Annotated in this window: 17 protein-coding genes; 10 read left to right on the top strand and 7 right to left on the bottom strand. The window is 59.6% G+C overall.

Annotated features, from left to right (window positions below):
* Positions 1-5: 5 nt before the first annotated feature.
* Positions 6-305: a hypothetical protein gene (locus EYD00_RS05845; RefSeq protein ID WP_004441875.1), complete on the bottom strand. Its 300-nt coding sequence runs from the start codon at positions 303-305 to the stop codon at positions 6-8.
* A complete protein-coding gene (locus tag EYD00_RS05840) occupies positions 305-2,605 on the bottom strand; it encodes an FdhF/YdeP family oxidoreductase (protein WP_004441873.1) in 2,301 nt (766 codons plus the stop codon). The genes EYD00_RS05845 and EYD00_RS05840 overlap by 1 nt, the downstream gene beginning before the upstream one ends.
* Positions 2,606-2,998: 393 nt before the next feature.
* Here EYD00_RS05840 and mgtE point away from each other — a divergent pair, with 393 nt between their 5' ends.
* Positions 2,999-4,426 carry a magnesium transporter gene (mgtE, locus tag EYD00_RS05835; RefSeq protein WP_004441871.1) on the top strand — a complete coding sequence of 476 codons (1,428 nt, stop codon included), beginning with the start codon at positions 2,999-3,001 and terminating at the stop codon, positions 4,424-4,426.
* A gap of 74 nt (positions 4,427-4,500) precedes the next feature.
* On the top strand, positions 4,501-4,887 hold the full coding sequence (locus EYD00_RS05830; RefSeq protein WP_004441868.1) for a MerR family transcriptional regulator: 387 nt from the start codon (positions 4,501-4,503) through the stop codon (positions 4,885-4,887).
* Positions 4,888-5,138: 251 nt separating this feature from the next.
* Here EYD00_RS05830 and EYD00_RS05825 read toward each other — a convergent pair whose 3' ends face one another.
* Positions 5,139-6,104: an acetyltransferase domain-containing protein gene (locus tag EYD00_RS05825; protein WP_004441866.1), complete on the bottom strand. Its 966-nt coding sequence runs from the start codon at positions 6,102-6,104 to the stop codon at positions 5,139-5,141.
* Positions 6,105-6,172: 68 nt separating this feature from the next.
* Positions 6,173-6,865, bottom strand: a complete 693-nt coding sequence (locus tag EYD00_RS05820) for a DUF599 domain-containing protein (protein WP_004441862.1) — start codon at positions 6,863-6,865, stop codon at positions 6,173-6,175.
* A gap of 500 nt (positions 6,866-7,365) precedes the next feature.
* Here EYD00_RS05820 and cobU point away from each other — a divergent pair, with 500 nt between their 5' ends.
* From cobU to ccoP, 5 genes are all read left to right on the top strand, one after another.
* The gene (gene cobU / locus EYD00_RS05815; RefSeq protein WP_004441859.1) at positions 7,366-7,887 is read left to right on the top strand and encodes a bifunctional adenosylcobinamide kinase/adenosylcobinamide-phosphate guanylyltransferase; all 522 of its coding nucleotides are present in this window, start codon (positions 7,366-7,368) and stop codon (positions 7,885-7,887) included.
* Between the two features lie 237 nt (positions 7,888-8,124).
* Positions 8,125-9,747 (top strand): cytochrome-c oxidase, cbb3-type subunit I, encoded by a 1,623-nt coding sequence (gene ccoN, locus EYD00_RS05810; protein WP_034498913.1) that lies wholly within the window; start codon positions 8,125-8,127, stop codon positions 9,745-9,747.
* Positions 9,748-9,756: 9 nt separating this feature from the next.
* The gene (gene ccoO, locus EYD00_RS05805; protein ID WP_003495954.1) at positions 9,757-10,488 is read left to right on the top strand and encodes a cytochrome-c oxidase, cbb3-type subunit II; all 732 of its coding nucleotides are present in this window, start codon (positions 9,757-9,759) and stop codon (positions 10,486-10,488) included.
* A gap of 12 nt (positions 10,489-10,500) precedes the next feature.
* A complete protein-coding gene (locus tag EYD00_RS05800; protein WP_004441852.1) occupies positions 10,501-10,653 on the top strand; it encodes a CcoQ/FixQ family Cbb3-type cytochrome c oxidase assembly chaperone in 153 nt (50 codons plus the stop codon).
* Positions 10,654-10,655: 2 nt separating this feature from the next.
* A complete protein-coding gene (gene ccoP / locus EYD00_RS05795; protein ID WP_004441850.1) occupies positions 10,656-11,519 on the top strand; it encodes a cytochrome-c oxidase, cbb3-type subunit III in 864 nt (287 codons plus the stop codon).
* A 123-nt stretch (positions 11,520-11,642) separates the two neighbouring features.
* Here ccoP and mazG read toward each other — a convergent pair whose 3' ends face one another.
* From mazG to EYD00_RS05780, 3 genes are read right to left on the bottom strand one after another with little or no spacing between them, the layout of a single operon-like run.
* Positions 11,643-12,488, bottom strand: a complete 846-nt coding sequence (gene mazG / locus EYD00_RS05790; RefSeq protein ID WP_004441847.1) for a nucleoside triphosphate pyrophosphohydrolase — start codon at positions 12,486-12,488, stop codon at positions 11,643-11,645.
* A 52-nt stretch (positions 12,489-12,540) separates the two neighbouring features.
* The gene (locus EYD00_RS05785; RefSeq protein WP_004441844.1) at positions 12,541-13,128 is read right to left on the bottom strand and encodes a deaminase; all 588 of its coding nucleotides are present in this window, start codon (positions 13,126-13,128) and stop codon (positions 12,541-12,543) included.
* Positions 13,094-13,402, bottom strand: a complete 309-nt coding sequence (locus tag EYD00_RS05780) for a hypothetical protein (protein WP_022556178.1) — start codon at positions 13,400-13,402, stop codon at positions 13,094-13,096. Before EYD00_RS05780 ends, EYD00_RS05785 begins: the two co-directional genes overlap by 35 nt.
* Between EYD00_RS05780 and cysG the strand changes: the two genes are divergently transcribed.
* From cysG to EYD00_RS05765, 3 genes are read left to right on the top strand one after another with little or no spacing between them, the layout of a single operon-like run.
* Positions 13,388-14,851 (top strand): siroheme synthase CysG, encoded by a 1,464-nt coding sequence (gene cysG / locus EYD00_RS05775; protein ID WP_004441841.1) that lies wholly within the window; start codon positions 13,388-13,390, stop codon positions 14,849-14,851. The genes EYD00_RS05780 and cysG overlap by 15 nt on opposite strands.
* Positions 14,844-15,158, top strand: a complete 315-nt coding sequence (locus tag EYD00_RS05770; protein WP_004441838.1) for a DUF2849 domain-containing protein — start codon at positions 14,844-14,846, stop codon at positions 15,156-15,158. Before cysG ends, EYD00_RS05770 begins: the two co-directional genes overlap by 8 nt.
* Before the next feature lie 8 nt (positions 15,159-15,166).
* Positions 15,167-16,837 (top strand): nitrite/sulfite reductase, encoded by a 1,671-nt coding sequence (locus tag EYD00_RS05765; protein WP_004441837.1) that lies wholly within the window; start codon positions 15,167-15,169, stop codon positions 16,835-16,837.
* The last annotated feature ends 7 nt before the right edge of the window (positions 16,838-16,844 follow it).

Here is a 16,844-nt window from a genome sequence, read left to right as displayed (position 1 = left end):
TCGTTTCAAATCCGGGCGGCGGCAGCGAGCGACTTTCCCTCCGCTGTCGCTTCCAGGAAGCTGCGCTGGGTGCGGGCATCGCGTCTCGTTACCTGCACGAAGCGCGGTGACAGACCGGCGATTTCGCGCAGAACGAGGGCATGTGCAAGACCCAGCCTGTTGGCAATGCCGCGGCTGTCTGTGGCTATATTGAAGTCGACCGCAATCAGTATCGCCGCGCCGGTGGATGTCAGCAAGGGCTGCGATCGCTCTTGAACCCGTGCCACCGCAGCCATGAAGGCATCAGCGGACTGTTCCTCATTCATCAGGAGGCATCCGGGCGCAGGCGGACGGACACGAGCACGGATTTAGACGTCGGTGTAAAACTGTCTTTGCCATAGCTCGACAGCGGCACCAGCACATTCAGTTCCGGATAATAACCGCCGATGCTGCCCCGCGGAATATTGTAGGGCACCAGCCGGAAATTCTGTGCGATGCGTTCGACCCCATCGCCATATTCGCCAACGACATCGACACGCTGGCGGGAATGGGCGCCGAGCGCTTGCATATCCACCGGGTTCATGAAGATGACGTGGCGCTCGCCATAAACGCCACGATAGCGGTCGTCCATGCCGTAGATCGTGGTGTTGTACTGATCGTGGCTGCGGAAGGTCTGCAGGACGAAAAGGTTCTCGCGCGTGAGCGCCTGCTGGTGTTCGGTCTGTTCCGGCAGGGGGCCGCTGAAAAAGATCGCTTTTTTCGCCGGTGTGTTCCATTGCCGTTCCGCAGCCCTATTGGGCAGACGGAAGCCGCGCGGCACGCGAACGCGTTCGTTGAAATTCTCGAAGCCGGGTATGACCCGCTCGATCATGTCGCGGATAAGATCGTAATCATCAGCGAGCGCTTTCCAGTTCACAGGCCCGCTGCCCAGCGTCGCTTCTGCGATGCCGGCGATGATGGCGACTTCCGAGCGCAATTCGTCCGACGCCGGTGGATTGATGCCGCCGGAGCCGTGCACCATGCTCATGGAATCCTCGACCGTGACGATCTGCGCCCGGCCTGCCGAATTGCGGTCGATCTCGGTTCGCCCCAGGCAAGGCAGCACGAACGAGGTTTCGCCAGGCACGAGATGCGAATGATTGAGCTTGGTGGCGATGTTGACGGTGAGCTTCTGATTTTCGAATGCCTTGATAATAAGCGGGCTATCGGGCGTGGCGCGCAGGAAATTACCCCCGAGCGCAATGAAGGCTTGCGCCTTGCCCTCAAGCATGGCCGCCACAGCCTCCACCGTGTTGTGGCCGGGCTTGCGCGGCATGGTAACGCCGAGTTCCTTTTCCAGCGCATCGAGAAGTGCGGGCGGTGCTTTTTCATCGATGCCGACGGTGCGGTCGCCCTGAACGTTGGAATGACCGCGCACGGGGCAAAGGCCCGCACCGGGACGACCGACATTGCCGCGCAGCAACATGAAATTGGTGATCTCGCGCACGATGACGACCGAGTGACGATGCTGAGTGACGCCCATGGCCCATGTCGCGATGACGGAGCCGGCCTTCATGTAGATGTGGGCGGCTTCTTCGATCTCCTCGCGGGTGAGGCCGGACTGGTCGAGAATGGTCTCCCAGCTCGTCGCTTCGACGGCGGCACGGTAGGCCTCGAACTCCGCTGCATGTTCGGCGATGAAGTCGTAGTCGATGATGGCGGGTTCGCCCGCCGCCCTTGCGGCGTCGTCAGCGGCGAAGACCGCCTTGCTCATGCCGCGCACCGCCGCCATGTCGCCGCCCTGGCGCGGCTGGTAATAATTGGTGGCAATCTTCGTGCTGCCGCCACTGATCATCTCGATCTTGTCCTGCGGGTCTGCAAAGCGCTCCAGCCCCTTTTCGCGAATGGGATTGAAGACGGCGATCCGGGCGCCGCGCAGGGCGGCGCGGCGCAGGTCGCCCAGCATGCGCGGATGATTGGTGCCAGGGTTTTGCCCGATCACGAAAATCGCGTCGGCCTTTTCAAAGTCCTCGAGCAGCACCGTTCCTTTGCCGACACCGATCGATGCGTTCAATCCGACACCGCTTGCCTCGTGGCACATATTGGAGCAGTCGGGGAAATTATTGGTGCCGTAAAGCCGCACCATCAGCTGATAAAGGAAAGCCGCCTCGTTGGAAGCGCGGCCGGACGTATAGAATTCAGCCCGGTTCGGGTTGTCGAGACCGTTGAGGATGCTGCCGATTTCGGTAAAGGCCTCGTCCCACGATACGGGCAGGTATTTGTCGCTCATCCGGTCATAGCGCATGGGATGGGTGAGACGCCCCTGTTTTTCCAACTCGTAATCGGACCAGCCGCGCAGTTCGGAGACGGTGTGGCTGGCGAAGAACGCCGGCGGCACGCGGGCTTCGGTCGCTTCCCAGGATACCGCCTTGACGCCGTTTTCACAGAACTCGAAAGAGGAGCCGTGTTCCGGATCGCCCCAGGCGCAACCGGGACAGTCAAAACCATCCGGCTGATTGGTCTTCAACAGGGTGCGGACGCCCGAGATCGGTGCCCCGGATTCCAGAAGGCGCTTGCCGACGCTTTTAAGTGCGCCCCAACCGCCTGCGGCGGACGATGCCTTGCCGATGAAACCCGTCTTGCTCATGGTTTGCCACCCCGAAACTGACTTTCCGCGTCCGGTCGGCGCGGTTTGTCCTTTGTCAAAAATATCTTCAGAAGCGCCCATCCGCATCGGCTGTCAACGCCTTTGTTGTGCGTTGCGGTAAAACCAGCGTCATGGCTATCAACCTTGGCTGCGGAACGGCGTAAAGGGTGCGGGCGTTGTCGTAAAACAAGCGGCACGGATCGGCTATTCATGCTTATAAGCCGCACTCCGCCCGGTCCTGCCGGAGAGGCGAAGAGGAATGACGAATGGAATTTTCGCGACACGCGCGAAGCTTAGGTATTTGCAGCTATCCGGTTGTTGACAATATGCTTTTTAACGCCATTCTGCCTTCGAATCCGAGCATTGCGGCATTTGAATACAAGGGGACGCCAGATGACAGACCGTGACGACGACGCTGTCGCGCCCGATGAATTGAAGCCGTTGGATGCCCCGTCGGATATTTATGCCGAAGATGGCTCGGTGCGTTCCGATTTTCTGACGATGGTGGGTGCGGCAATCGCCGATCGCGACCTCTTGTTCCTGCGCAAGAATGTGGCGCGACTGCATGAATCCGAACTCGGAGACCTGCTTGAATCAATTCTCCCGGAACAGCGCCACGCGCTTGTGCGGCTGCTCGGTTCCGATTTTGATATGACGGCGCTGACCGAGGTGGATGAAGGTATCCGCCTCGATATCGTCGATCAGATGTCGAACGAGCAGATCGCTGCCGGTATCGGCGAACTCGATTCGGACGACGCCGTCTACATTCTTGAAGACCTCGACGACGAGGATCGTAAGGACATTCTCTCGCAGCTGCCCTTCACCGAACGCGTGCGGTTGATGCGGGCGCTGGACTATCCTGAGAGCTCGGCCGGTCGGCGCATGCAGACGGAATTCGTCGCCGTGCCGCCATTCTGGACTGTCGGGCAGACTATTGATTATCTGCGAGAGGAGGAGGAACTCCCGGACTCCTTCACCCAGATTTTTGTCATCGATCCCACTTTCAAGCTGGTCGGCGCGCTCGATCTCGACAAGGTGCTGCGGGCCAAGCGCCAGGTGAAGATCGAAACGATCATGCACGAGACAAACCATTCCATTCCAGCCGAAATGGACCAGGAAGAAGCAGCGCAGCTCTTCGAGCAATACGACCTTCTGTCCGCCGCCGTGGTGGACAATAACGGCCGGCTGGTCGGCGTGCTGACCATCGATGACGTGGTCGACGTCATCCAGGAAGAGGCCGAGGAAGACCTTCTGCGTCTCGGCGGTGTGGGTGACGAAGAGCTGTCGGACTCCATCGCCAGCACGTCCCGTTCCCGCGTTCCGTGGCTCGCCGTCAATCTCATCACTGCCTTTCTGTCCGCTTCCGTCATCAGCCTGTTCGATGCGACGATCCAGCAGATCGTCGCGCTGGCGATCCTGATGCCTGCGGTTGCCGGCATGGGCGGCAACGCCGGATCGCAGACCATGACGGTATCGGTGCGCGCGCTCGCCACCAAAAGCCTCGATATTAACAATGCCGCCCGCATTATTCGGCGCGAGGCGGGGGTGGGCATTCTGAACGGCATGCTGTTCGGCTGCGCCATCGGTGTTGTCGCGGCGCTATGGTTTCAGGACATCCATATTGGCGGCATCATCGCCACGGCCATGTGTCTCAACATGCTCGCGGCGGCCCTGGCGGGAATTCTTATTCCGCTCGTCCTCGACAAGTTCGGAGCTGACCCTGCCGTCTCATCCGCCGTCTTCGTAACGGCGGTAACGGACATTGTCGGGTTTTTTGCCTTCCTGGGAATAGCGACCTGGTGGTACGGAATTTCGGGATAGGCGAGGGCGGCCATAAAATTGACTTTTACGTGAAGGTCAAATAATAATGATCCGGTTAGGAATCGGATAGGCCCGTGAACAAATATTATAGCATAACCGAACTGACCCGAGAATTCGGTGTTTCCACCCGCACACTCAGATTCTATGAGGATGAAGGGTTGATCCATCCTGAGCGGCGCGGGCGCACCAGGCTTTTCCGTGCAGCGGACCGCCGTCTCATTCAGGAAATCCTGCGCGGTCGCCGTATCGGTTTCACGATAGCCGAAATCCGCGAGATCATTCAGGTCTACAAGGAGCCGCCGGGGGAATCGGGCCAGCTTGTGCTCCTGATGAAGAAGGTCGATGAAAAGCGCGCTGATCTTCGGCAGAAGCGCAAGGATATCGAGGAGACGCTGGCGGAGCTCGACAATGTCGAAGAGGCCTGTCTGACGCGTCTTGCCGAAATCGGCGTCGGGACCTGAGCACTGCTTTTTAGCGGTATCGCATATTCCGTTGACGCAACTGTCGGGAACGGCTCCAAGACTCTCCGCTTTACTTCATATGAAACGAGCGGGTTCGGCTTGCCCCGCCGACGAGAATGTCGCGGCAGCGGGATGTGGGACATGATCTCGATTTATCACCGACGTTCGCCCCCTGATCCGACCCTTCGGGCCACCTTCTCCCCGGAAAGGGGGAGAAAAGACGGCGACCGCTGACGCTCTGGCTGCCTGCGCTACTGCGCCTCAACAGTGCACTGCTGTGCCACTTCGCTGACCTTCGTCTGCTGATCCGCGGTCAGCTTGCCTTCCATCATGATGTCGAAAAGGCTTTCCGCCTGGAGCTTCTCCAGCGTGCAGCGGCAGAAGCGCTGGCACAGCTCCAGCCCGTTCGCCTGTTCGACGCAGCTTTTTTCGCAGCTTGATTTGTATAGTTCGACCTGATCGACAGGCGGGGGTGGGGCGACGAGCGAGAGGGTGTAAACAAGCCCGATTAATACTGGCTGGTGGATGAGATAGAAGGCAAGGCTGTGACGGCCGGCGCTTGCAAGAAGGTTGCGAGGTGAACTCGGGCTTCGAAAGCGGTCGAGCCAGCCGCGCGGCGTGACGAATTGCGAGACCGCAAGCCCGGCGAGGAACGGCGCAAGCCATGGCAGCAGCGGGACATAATCATTCGAACGGGGTGGCTGGGTGGAAAAGCCGATCCAGGCCAGCCATTTTGCATCGAACAGTTCGGATTGCAGATATTGCGGCAGTATAAAAGCAATCACAGCGAAAAGCAGTGTCACGGCTGCGGGTGCCCTGAGGAACAACAGTCCCACGAGGCTTGCGGCGGCAATATTATGCAGTATGCCGAAGAAGATGAAGCTGTCCGGAAAGGCAAAATAGGTGGCGATGGTGATGAGCAGCGCCGAACCGGCCACCATGGCGAAACGCTTGCCGAAGGATGGCCAGTTCACGCCCTTGCCGTGGGCGAGAAACAGGCTGAAACCCGCAAGGAACAGAAATGACGTGGCGATGCCGCGTGCGTACAGCTTCCAGAGGCCCGTGGTTGCCGTGCCTGGTTCGAGATAACCGAAATATTCCAGATTCCACGTGAAGTGGTAGGACGCCATGGCGATGAGGGCCAGCCCGCGGAGCGTGTCGAGGCCGCCTATGCGGCCTTTACGGCGGTTTTCGTCGGAGACTGTGTTTGTGTCCATGGTTTCCGTGTTTCAGCTTTCGGTAAGGCCGGTGTCTTGCTCGGCTTGGCCCTTGAAGTGCGGCTATTTCAAGGCCTGTTTTCTTCCATGATGGCGAGTCGCGCCTCGGAAAAGAACTGGCGGCGCAAGAGCGCGACAATGATGATGACCGTGCTGGCGATGAAGACATAGGGGCTGATGAACCAGCCGAGATAACCGATGGACAGAAAGATGGTCCGCAGGCCGTCATTGAAGTTCTTGGCGGCGATGATGTTCATCTTGATGACGTTCTCGGCCGCGCGTTCCGCCGCCTCGCGGTCGGCGCCGACGTCGTGCACCATGGGAATGGCGCCGAAGAGGATGGTGCAATAGTTGAACAGCCGGTAGGACCAGCCGAATTTGAAGAAGGAGTAACCGAAGAGACAGGTGAGCCCGATGACCTTCAGTTCAAAAGCCGTGCGACCGGCATAATGCACGAAAGGCATGTCGCGAAACACCGACTCGACCTGCTCGGTCGCCCCCAGAAGGGCAAAACATCCGCCGATGGCGAAGATGGAGGTGGAAGCGAAAAAGGCGGTTCCGTTCTGCAGGCCGGCCATGATCTGTGTGTCGATCATCTTCAGGTCGCGCTTCAGCGAATTCATGATCCAGTCGCGACGGCGCTCGGCCATGGCCTGGTTGAGGCTGGCGCGCGAAAACAGCCTCGTTCCCGTCGTCACATGGGTGTAGGCGGCCCATAGAAGGATGAAAACGACAATCGCGATATAGTCGATGACGGTCATTACGGGCAGGCCACCTTGCTGTTTGCGAATCTTCGAAACCATATTGATTTGAAGGCCATGGCAAGGCAATGGCGGCGGCTGACGTCACTCCCATATTCTCTTTTGGCGTTGCGGTTTCATCATTCGGTTTAACGCTAACTTTCCGGTAACCAAGTCGCTTTATCAGTCCTGTCGCGGACGACAGGTCTGCCGGTTCCGGGTTAAGGTTTTGCGTACCGGTTCCGCCTGGTTTTTCACCAACGGCAGGGACGGATTGACAGGATGGACGTTCGCACCTAGCTTTTCTTCCGGACCGGTGTTTCCGGTATCCGGAGCATCAAGACTGATATGCCCCGCATCCTGCAGGCAGGTCTTGTTTTTCCGGCCCGGTATCAGCGGCAGTCCGGCGTGAGCAACCGGGGGACGCCTTTTCTACGAATCGTTCCCTTCATGTCCGCCTGTCACTGGCTCGCGACCCGGCGAAGATGCCGGTCCGTTTATTTTCTTCCTTCAGGTTTCCCATGACAGATAATAACCGCTCCGTTTTCATTCTTGGCGGCGCGCGCTCCGGCAAATCGCGTTTTGCGGAAGAGCTTGCCATAAAGGCGGGCGGAAACCTGCATTATCTGGCCACCGGCCGGGCTTGGGATGACGAGATGCGTGACCGGATCGCCCATCATCAGGCGCGGCGTGGCGGCGAATGGACCACCCATGAAGCGCCCGTCGATATCGCCGCCATGCTGGAGCGGCTGGACCGGCCGGACAATGTCGTTCTCGTCGATTGCCTCACTTTGTGGCTTACCAATCTGATGATGGAAAATGCGGATTTCGATGCTGCCTTCGCGGCACTTGAGGCGGCGATCCTGTCGGCTCGGGCGAAGCTGATTTTCGTCTCCAATGAAGTCGGTCTCGGCATCGTGCCGGAAAATCGGATGGCGCGGGAATTCCGGGATCATGCGGGGCGGCTGCATCAGCGAATCGCCGCCATTGCCGGTGAGGTCTTTTTCGTCGCCGCCGGGTTGCCCCTGAAAATGAAGGGCTGAAGCGGCACCCGCGAAAGCGCGGTCGACAGCGCCGCACTCCAGCTTAGAGGCAAATTTCCCTTGTAAATGCGAGCCGCATTTTGGCGAGGCTGCGGCAGCTTTGCTTTCTTGATCTGGATCAAGGTCGCTTCCCATTCCCGGTGGCAATGCTCCAACCGACGCAAAGGCGCACGTCCGCTCTCCCAGGCGCATGCAGTGCCTTTCGTCGGTCGGCTTGCACGTTGGGGGAAACCAACAATGAACTACACACTGGAAACCGCGATCGTGGCCCTTGGGGCCTTTCTCGCGTTGCTCGGGGCGGCATTCGCCCATGACAATCTTTTCGCCGCCCATATGTGGGTGCTGTTCTTTACGCTGCTGGTCAGCACGGTGCTTCTGTTGCGCCGTGTCTCCTTTGCGCCCGTCGATCCGGCCGCGCGGGCCCGGCGCAAGTCGGAATATTTCGACGGAGTCGTACGATACGGTGTCATCGCCGCCGTCTTCTGGGGCGTCGTCGGCTTCCTGGTCGGCGTCGTGGTGGCGCTGCAGCTTGCTTTTCCGGATCTCAACATCGCACCCTATTTCAATTTCGGCCGTGTAAGGCCGCTGCACACGTCGGCGGTGATCTTCGCTTTCGGGGGAAATGCGCTGATCGCCACCTCGTTCTACGTGGTGCAGAGAACCTGTCGGGCACGCCTGTTCGGCGGCGATCTCGGCTGGTTCGTGTTCTGGGGCTACAACCTCTTCATCGTCATGGCCGCCACCGGCTATCTGCTCGGCATAACGCAGGGACGCGAATATGCGGAGCCGGAATGGTATGTCGATATCTGGCTGACGATCGTCTGGGTTGCCTATCTCATCACGTTCCTCGGCACGATCCTGACGCGCAAGGAGCCGCATATCTATGTGGCGAACTGGTTCTACCTGAGCTTCATCGTGACTATTGCCATGCTGCACATCGTCAACAACCTCGCCATTCCAGTCTCTTTTCTCGGCGTCAAGAGCTACTCCGCCTTTTCGGGCGTGCAGGACGCGCTGACGCAATGGTGGTATGGCCATAACGCCGTCGGCTTCTTCCTGACGGCCGGCTTCCTCGGCATGATGTATTACTTCATTCCGAAGCAGGTGAACCGCCCGGTTTATTCCTACCGCCTGTCGATCATCCACTTCTGGGCGCTGATCTTCATGTATATCTGGGCAGGCCCGCACCACCTGCATTACACGGCACTTCCGGACTGGGCGCAGACGCTTGGCATGGTGTTCTCGATCATGCTGTGGATGCCATCTTGGGGCGGCATGATCAACGGCCTGATGACGCTTTCGGGCGCCTGGGACAAGATCCGTACCGATCCCATCGTGCGCATGATGGTGATGGCGGTTGCCTTCTATGGCATGGCCACCTTCGAAGGCCCGATGATGTCGATCAAGGCCGTCAACTCGCTCAGCCACTATACCGACTGGACCATCGGCCATGTGCATTCGGGCGCGCTCGGCTGGAACGGCATGATCACCTTCGGCGCGATCTATTATCTGACGCCCAAGCTGTGGGGCAGGGACCGTCTATACAGCCTGCAACTCGTGAACTGGCACTTCTGGCTCGCCACGCTCGGCATCGTCATCTACGCCGCCGTCATGTGGGTGGCCGGCATCCAGCAGGCGCTGATGTGGCGCGAATATGATAGCCAGGGCTTCCTTGTCTATTCCTTCGCGGAATCGGTGGCAGCGCTGTTCCCCTATTATGTGATGCGTGCACTGGGCGGCCTGATGTTCCTCAGCGGCGCGCTGATCATGGCCTACAACGTCACCATGACCATCCTCGGTCATCAACGCGAGGAGGGCGCCAGCAAAGGCGCGGCTCCTTCGCTGCAGCCCGCTGAATAGGAGGGGCCGATGTCCATACTCGACAAACACGGCGTCATCGAACGTAACGCCACCCTGCTTCTGGTCGGCTCGCTGCTGGTGGTCTCGATCGGCGGTATCGTTGAAATCGCACCGCTCTTCTACCTCGAAAACACCATCGAGAAGGTGGAAGGCATGCGGCCCTACACGCCGCTGGAACTGGCCGGGCGCAACATCTACATTCGCGAGGGATGTTATGTCTGCCACAGCCAGATGATCCGTCCGTTCCGCGACGAGGTGGAACGTTACGGGCATTACAGCCTGGCGGCGGAATCCATGTACGACCATCCGTTCCAGTGGGGTTCGAAGCGCACCGGGCCTGACCTGGCGCGCGTGGGTGACCGTTATTCGAACGAGTGGCACGTGCAGCATCTGGCTGATCCACGCTCGGTGGTGCCGGAATCGATCATGCCGTCCTATGCCTTCCTCAAGACAACGCCGCTCAAGATCACTGACATCTCCATGGAGCTGAAGGCCAACCGTGCTGTCGGTGTGCCCTATAGCGACGAGATGATCGAGAAATCCGCGGCCGATCTCGCCGCCCAGGCGGACCCGAATGCGGATTCGTCGGAACTGCTGGCGCGCTATCCCAAGGCCAAGGTCGGCGATTTCGACGGCGATCCGGCAAAGCTCACGGAAATGGATGCGCTGGTCGCTTATCTCCAGATGCTCGGCACGCTGGTCGATTTCTCGACCTATGACGATGCCGCCGGTTACCGGTGAGGAGGCGGAACGATGGAAACCTACACGGCCATGCGCCACTTCGCCGATAGCTGGGGCCTGCTTGCCATGACCCTGTTCTTCGCCGGCGTCGTCATCTTCACGCTTCGCCCAGGCTCGAAAAGGGCCGCGGACGATGCGGCCAGCATTCCGCTCAGGGAGGACTGAACATGTCCGAAAAACACATCGATAAAATCAGTGGCGTCGAAACCACCGGCCACGAGTGGGACGGTATTCGCGAATTGAACAACCCCATGCCTCGCTGGTGGGTGTGGACATTCTACGCCACGATTGTCTGGGCCATCGGCTACACCATCGCTTTTCCGGCATGGCCGCTGATTTCAGGTGCAACCCAGGGCGTCCTCGGCTGGAACAGCCGTGCCGAAATCGCCGCGGATCTGGCCGATGCCAGACAGTCTCAGAGCATCTATGTCGACAAGATCGGCAACTCGTCGCTTGCCGACATCCAGGCGGACCCGACGCTGATGCAATTTGCCCTTTCGGGCGGTGCTGCCGCTTTCAAGGTCAATTGCATTCAGTGTCACGGTTCTGGCGCGGCGGGCGGGCAGGGTTATCCCAACCTCAATGACGACGACTGGATGTGGGGCGGCAGCGTCGATGATATCTATACGACGGTGAAGCACGGCATCCGCTTTCAGGATGATCCAGACACACGTGCTTCGGAAATGCCGGCCTTTGGCGATATACTACAGCCGGATGAAATTCGTCAGGTTGCCGCTTATGTGTTCAGCCTGACGGGAACGCCTTCCAACCCGGTGCTGGTGGAACCCGGAAGGCAGCTGTTTGCCGACAATTGTGCCTCTTGCCATGGGGAAGATGCCAAGGGCAACCGCGAATTCGGTGCACCCAATCTTGCCGACGCCATCTGGCTGAAATCTCATGGCGAAGAGGGGATCGTTTCGCAGATACGCTCTCCCAAGCATGGCGTCATGCCCGCCTGGGGTGAGCGCCTCGGTGACACGACGGTCAAGCAGCTTGCGATCTTCGTGCACTCGCTGGGCGGCGGCGAATAAGAGCGTCTGAGCAAAAGCAGGGGCCGCATCATGCGGCCCTCGACTGTTTCCATTCTTCTTCGATGATGCAGCTCGGCTGCGGGCGGAGAAAACCGGCGCTCGAGCCGCGAGGCGTCCCGCCGCTCAGGACGTGACCTTATCGAGCGAGCGTTCGATGCGCTTTGCCGCTTGCCAGAGGTCTTCCATCCTCTCGAGGCTTGCTTCCTCCAGCGTCTCGCCATTTTCGCCGAGCGACTTTTCGATGTGGTTGAAGCGCCTGCGAAATTTCGTGTTGGTGCCGCGCAGCGCGTTTTCCGGATCGGCCTTGACGTGACGGCCGATATTGACCAGGGCGAAGATCAGGTCGCCCAGTTCGTCTGAGACCTTTTCAGGCCTTCCTTCCTCCAGCGCTTCGCGCAGTTCGGCGATTTCTTCTTCGATCTTGTCGAGAATGGGGGCGGGGTCCGACCAGTCGAAACCGACGCGCGCCGCCTGCTCCTGCAGTTTGAGCGCTTCGGTCAGCGCCGGCTGGCTGCGTTGCACGCCGCCGAGGAAGCCGGCCTTGAAATCCTCCGTCATGCCCCGGCGCGCACGGCGCGCTGCGCGCTCGCGTTTTTCCTCGGCCTTGATCCGGTCCCACTGCAGCTTGACGCTGTCGGGCGTATCGGCCTCGGAGGCGGCAAAGACATGCGGGTGTCGGCGGATCATTTTCGAGGTGACGGCATGCACCACATCGCCGAAGGCAAACTCACCGCGCTCTTCTGCGATACGTGCATGAAAGACGACCTGCAACAGAAGATCGCCCAGTTCGTCGCAAAGATCGTCCATGTCCCTGCGCTCGATGGCGTCGGCGACTTCATAAGCCTCTTCAATCGTATAGGGCTTGATCGTCTCGAAGGTCTGGACGACATCCCACGGGCAACCGGTTTCCGGCTGGCGCAGGGCTTCCATGATCTCGATCAGGCGGGAAATGTCCTTCGAGGCTTCCATATGCTCAAACCTTCGCTTGTGTTTATGCCGGTCCGGCCGTCCAGTTCCGCGCTTAATTCAGAGGAATATCGTTGCCGCCCTTCGACGACTGATAGCTGGTGGACAGATCGTCATAGGCCGCCTTGATGCGGGCGGTCTGCGCCTTCAACGTGCTCTTCAGCGGATCCTCCTCGGCTTCCACCAGATCGGTGATGAAATACGAGTTCCAGAAAGCGTTGTTGCGGCGATAGCCGCCCGGCTCCAACCCGAAGACTTCCTTCAGAATTTTTAGATCATGCGGGATCGCGAAAGCGTCGCGCGAATCCTCGTGGCTGAAGAAGGAGTAGAAATTGTCGAAACCGGCCCAGGTGATGGCGGACATGCACATGGTGCAGGGTTCGTGGGTGGAGAGGAAAATCAGGTCCTTCGTATTCTGTTTTTCGCCCAGTTCGTAAAACCGCTTCAGCGTATGCACCTCGCCGTGCCAGAGCGGATTTTCCAGCTCGTTGTTGGTTTCCGCAACCACCAGCGACAGGTCGGACTTACGCAGGATTGCCGCGCCGAAAACCTTGTTGCCAAGGCTGACACCACGCGCCGTCAATGGCAGAATATCGTGTTCGATGACATCAAGAAGGCGGGCGGAAAGTGGCTGGCTGGTCAAGGGGGCGGTCCTTCTTGCCGCTTGTATAAAGCGGTCTTCGCATGGAAAACAGATGGCAAATTGTCTTCCCTTGTTCGGCGCGGGGGCCGGGTTTGTCAAGGGATTCGCGCTGCGCTTGGAAGCCTCCAGGCGTGCGGGAAACAGAGGCCGGTTTGTTTTCCTCCAAAACCGGGGTGTTCGAGAAATAAAAATCCAGGTGCCGGAAAGGCTTGAATTTCTGTTTCTTCAATCTTGCGCCGCGATGCGGGATATATGTCCAATGCACAACGAACATGATTTTTCCGCTGTCGGCGATCGCCTTTCAACCTTCCCCGCATTCTTCCGGGTTGAGGGCAGGCAGGTTGCGGTCTTCGGAAATGGCGATGAGGCCTTCGCAAAGGTCAGGCTTCTTGCCAATACCAATGCGCATATCATTGCCTATGCCGACGAGCCGGAGGCTGACTACGCAACTTATCTCCGCGAACACGGCATCGATCATCGGCCTCATGCTTTTGCCAGCCATCTGATCGACGGTGCGACCCTGGTTTTTGCTGCAACTGGCGAGGCTGTTCTGGACAGGGACATCGTTGCTGCCGCGCGTTCCCGGAAAATCCCCGCCAATGCGGTGGACCAGCCGGAATTCTGCGATTTCTTCACGCCGGCGCTTGTGTCCCGGGCACCCGTCGCGGTGGCTATCGGGACCGAAGGGGCAGGGCCGGTGCTCGCGCAGATGATCCGCGCGCGCATAGACCAGATGCTGCCGCCTTCACTTGGCAAGCTCGCACATCTTGCCGTGCAGTATCGCGGTGCAGCGGAACAAACCGTACCGAAGGGCGCGTTGCGGCGCAATTTCTGGCGGCGATTTTTCTCCGGTGCGGTTGCGGATGCCGTCGCCGTCGGCGACGCTCCGGCCGCCCATGAGGCTGTCGACCGTCTTCTGCGGTCGCCCGAACGCAGCGAAGGCCGCGTATGGCTTGTCGGCGCCGGGCCCGGTGCGGAAGATCTTCTGACGCTGCGCGCGCAGCGCGTGCTGATGGAAGCCGACGTCATCGTTTACGATGCGCTGGTGCCGCAGGCGATCATCGATATGGGCCGTCGCGACGCCGAGAGGCTATCGGTCGGCAAGCGCAAGGGCTGCCATAGCAAGTCGCAGGACGAGATCAACCGCCTGCTGGTGCGTCTCGGCAAGGACGGCAAGCGCGTCGTACGCCTCAAATCCGGCGATCCCCTGGTTTATGGCCGTGCGGGCGAGGAGATGGCAGCGCTGCGCGATGCCGGCATCGCTTACGAAATCGTGCCTGGCATCACGTCGGCCTTCGCCGCCGCTGCGGATTTCGAACTGCCGCTGACGCTGCGTGGTGTCGCCTCGTCGCTGATTTTCACCACCGGTCACGATCTGACAGGCGATGTTCTGCCCGACTGGGCCCGGCTTGCCGTTTCCGGTGCGACCATTGCCGTCTATATGGGCCGCAGCGTCGCTGCCTCGGTGGCCACAAGGCTTATCGAAGCGGGGCTCGGTGTGGAAACCACCGTCGCCGTTATCGAAAACGCCAGCCGCGCGGATCGCCGCCTGCTGCACGGAACATTAAACGATCTGCCCGACCTTGAACATCGCGATGAACTGACCGGTCCTGTCATGGTCATCATCGGCGATGCGGTGGCGGGCGCCAATTTCGACAGGTCCGAGGCGCTTGCGCTTGCCGGAAGGCCGGCGGACCTCAAACGGGAGTATGTAAATGGCTGACAAGGTTTTGACCGCCAACCGCCTGAGCGATGGCATTGCCGTCTGGCTCGACGCCAACGGCGAATGGACGGAAAACCTGCAGGGCGCAATCGTCGCCCGCCATGCGGAAGCGGTCGCCTCGTTCGAGGAGATCGGCAAACGGGATTTTTCCGCCAACAAGGTCGTTGACGTGAATATCGTTGACGTTGTGGAAGAGAACGGCAAGCTCTGGCCGACGCGCCTGCGCGAGCGCATTCGCGCCGCCGGCCCGACCGTGCACTATGCGACCGGCTACAAGCCGGCCGATGCAGCATTTATCGCAGTCTGAGGAAGAATATGTACCGTTACGACGAGTTCGATCACGCATTTGTTGAAGGCCGCGTGGCGCAGTTTCGCGATCAGGTGGAGCGCCGGCTATCCGGTGAGCTGGCCGAGGACGCATTCAAGCCATTGCGCCTGATGAATGGTGTCTATCTTCAGCTGCACGCCTATATGCTGCGCGTCGCCATCCCCTACGGTACGCTGAATTCCAAGCAGATGCGAATGCTGGCGCATATTGCCCGTAAATACGACCGGGGTTACGGCCATTTCACCACCCGTCAGAACATCCAGTATAACTGGCCGCGCCTCTCTGATACCCCGGATATCCTCTCCGAACTGGCAAGCGTGGAAATGCACGCGCTGCAGACCTCTGGCAACTGCATTCGCAACGTCACTGCGGATCATTTCGCTGGCGCTGCGGCCGACGAGGTTGCTGATCCGCGTCCTTATGCCGAGATCCTGCGTCAATGGTCTTCCGTGCATCCGGAATTTTCGTTCCTGCCGCGCAAGTTCAAGATTGCAGTGACGGGTGCCGAACGCGATCGTGCGGCCATTCAGGTTCACGATATCGGCCTGCATCTGAAAAAGAACGACAAGGGCGAGATCGGCTTTGCCGTTTATGTCGGTGGTGGACAGGGGCGCACGCCGATGATCGCCAAGAAGATCCGCGACTTCCTGCCGGAAGAAGATCTCCTGTCCTATACCACGGCCGTGATGCGGGTTTATAACCTGCATGGCCGTCGTGACAACAAATACAAGGCGCGCATCAAGATCCTCGTGCATGAGACGGGTGCGGAAGAACTGGCCCGTCAGGTCGAGGTCGAATTTGCGGAACTCAAGAACTCCGAATTGAAGCTGCCGGATGCCGATATCGCCGCCATCACCGCCTATTTCGCGCCGCCGGCGCTGAAGGACCGGCCGGAAGGCTGGGAAAGCCTGGCGCGCTGGAAGCGGGCCGACGAGGGTTTTGCCCGTTTTGTGGAGCAGAACGTCGCCCCGCACAAGCATCCGGACTACGGCATGGTAACGATCTCGCTGAAGCCGATCGGTGGCATTCCGGGCGACGCGACGGATGAGCAGATGGAGCTGGTCGCCGATATTGCTGCGGAATATGCCTTCGACGAAATCCGCATCAGCCACGAGCAGAACATCATCCTGCCGCATGTGGCGCTGGCTGACCTCGAGCCGGTCTATCGTGCACTTGTAGGCGCGGGTCTTGCGACCGCCAATGCCGGGCTCATCACCGATATCATTGCCTGTCCCGGGCTGGATTATTGCGCGCTTGCCAATGCACGCTCCATTCCGGTGGCGCAGGAAATTTCCACCCGCTTCGGTTCGGCGGAGCGTCAGGCGGAAATTGGTGAGCTGAAGATCAAGATTTCCGGCTGTATCAATGCCTGCGGCCACCACCATGTCGGTCATATCGGGCTGCTGGGCGTGGAAAAGAAGGGTGCGGAACTCTACCAGATCACGCTTGGCGGATCGGGTGACGAAAACACCTCGATCGGTGAGATCATCGGTCGCGGCTTCGAACCGGAAAAGGTGACCGACGCGGTTGAGACCATCGTCGACACCTATCTCGGGCTTCGCCTTTCAAAGGAAGAGAATTTCCTTGAAGCCTATCGCCGCGTCGGGCCGCAACCGTTCAAGGATGCGCTCTACGGTTCCGCCGCCGAAGCCGCCTGAGGAGAAT

This window comes from Agrobacterium sp. 33MFTa1.1 (genome assembly GCF_004328495.1).
Lineage (GTDB): Bacteria > Pseudomonadota > Alphaproteobacteria > Rhizobiales > Rhizobiaceae > Agrobacterium > Agrobacterium pusense.
Note: the sequence above shows the minus strand (reverse complement) of the source record. Positions and strands in the feature narration are given on the sequence as shown.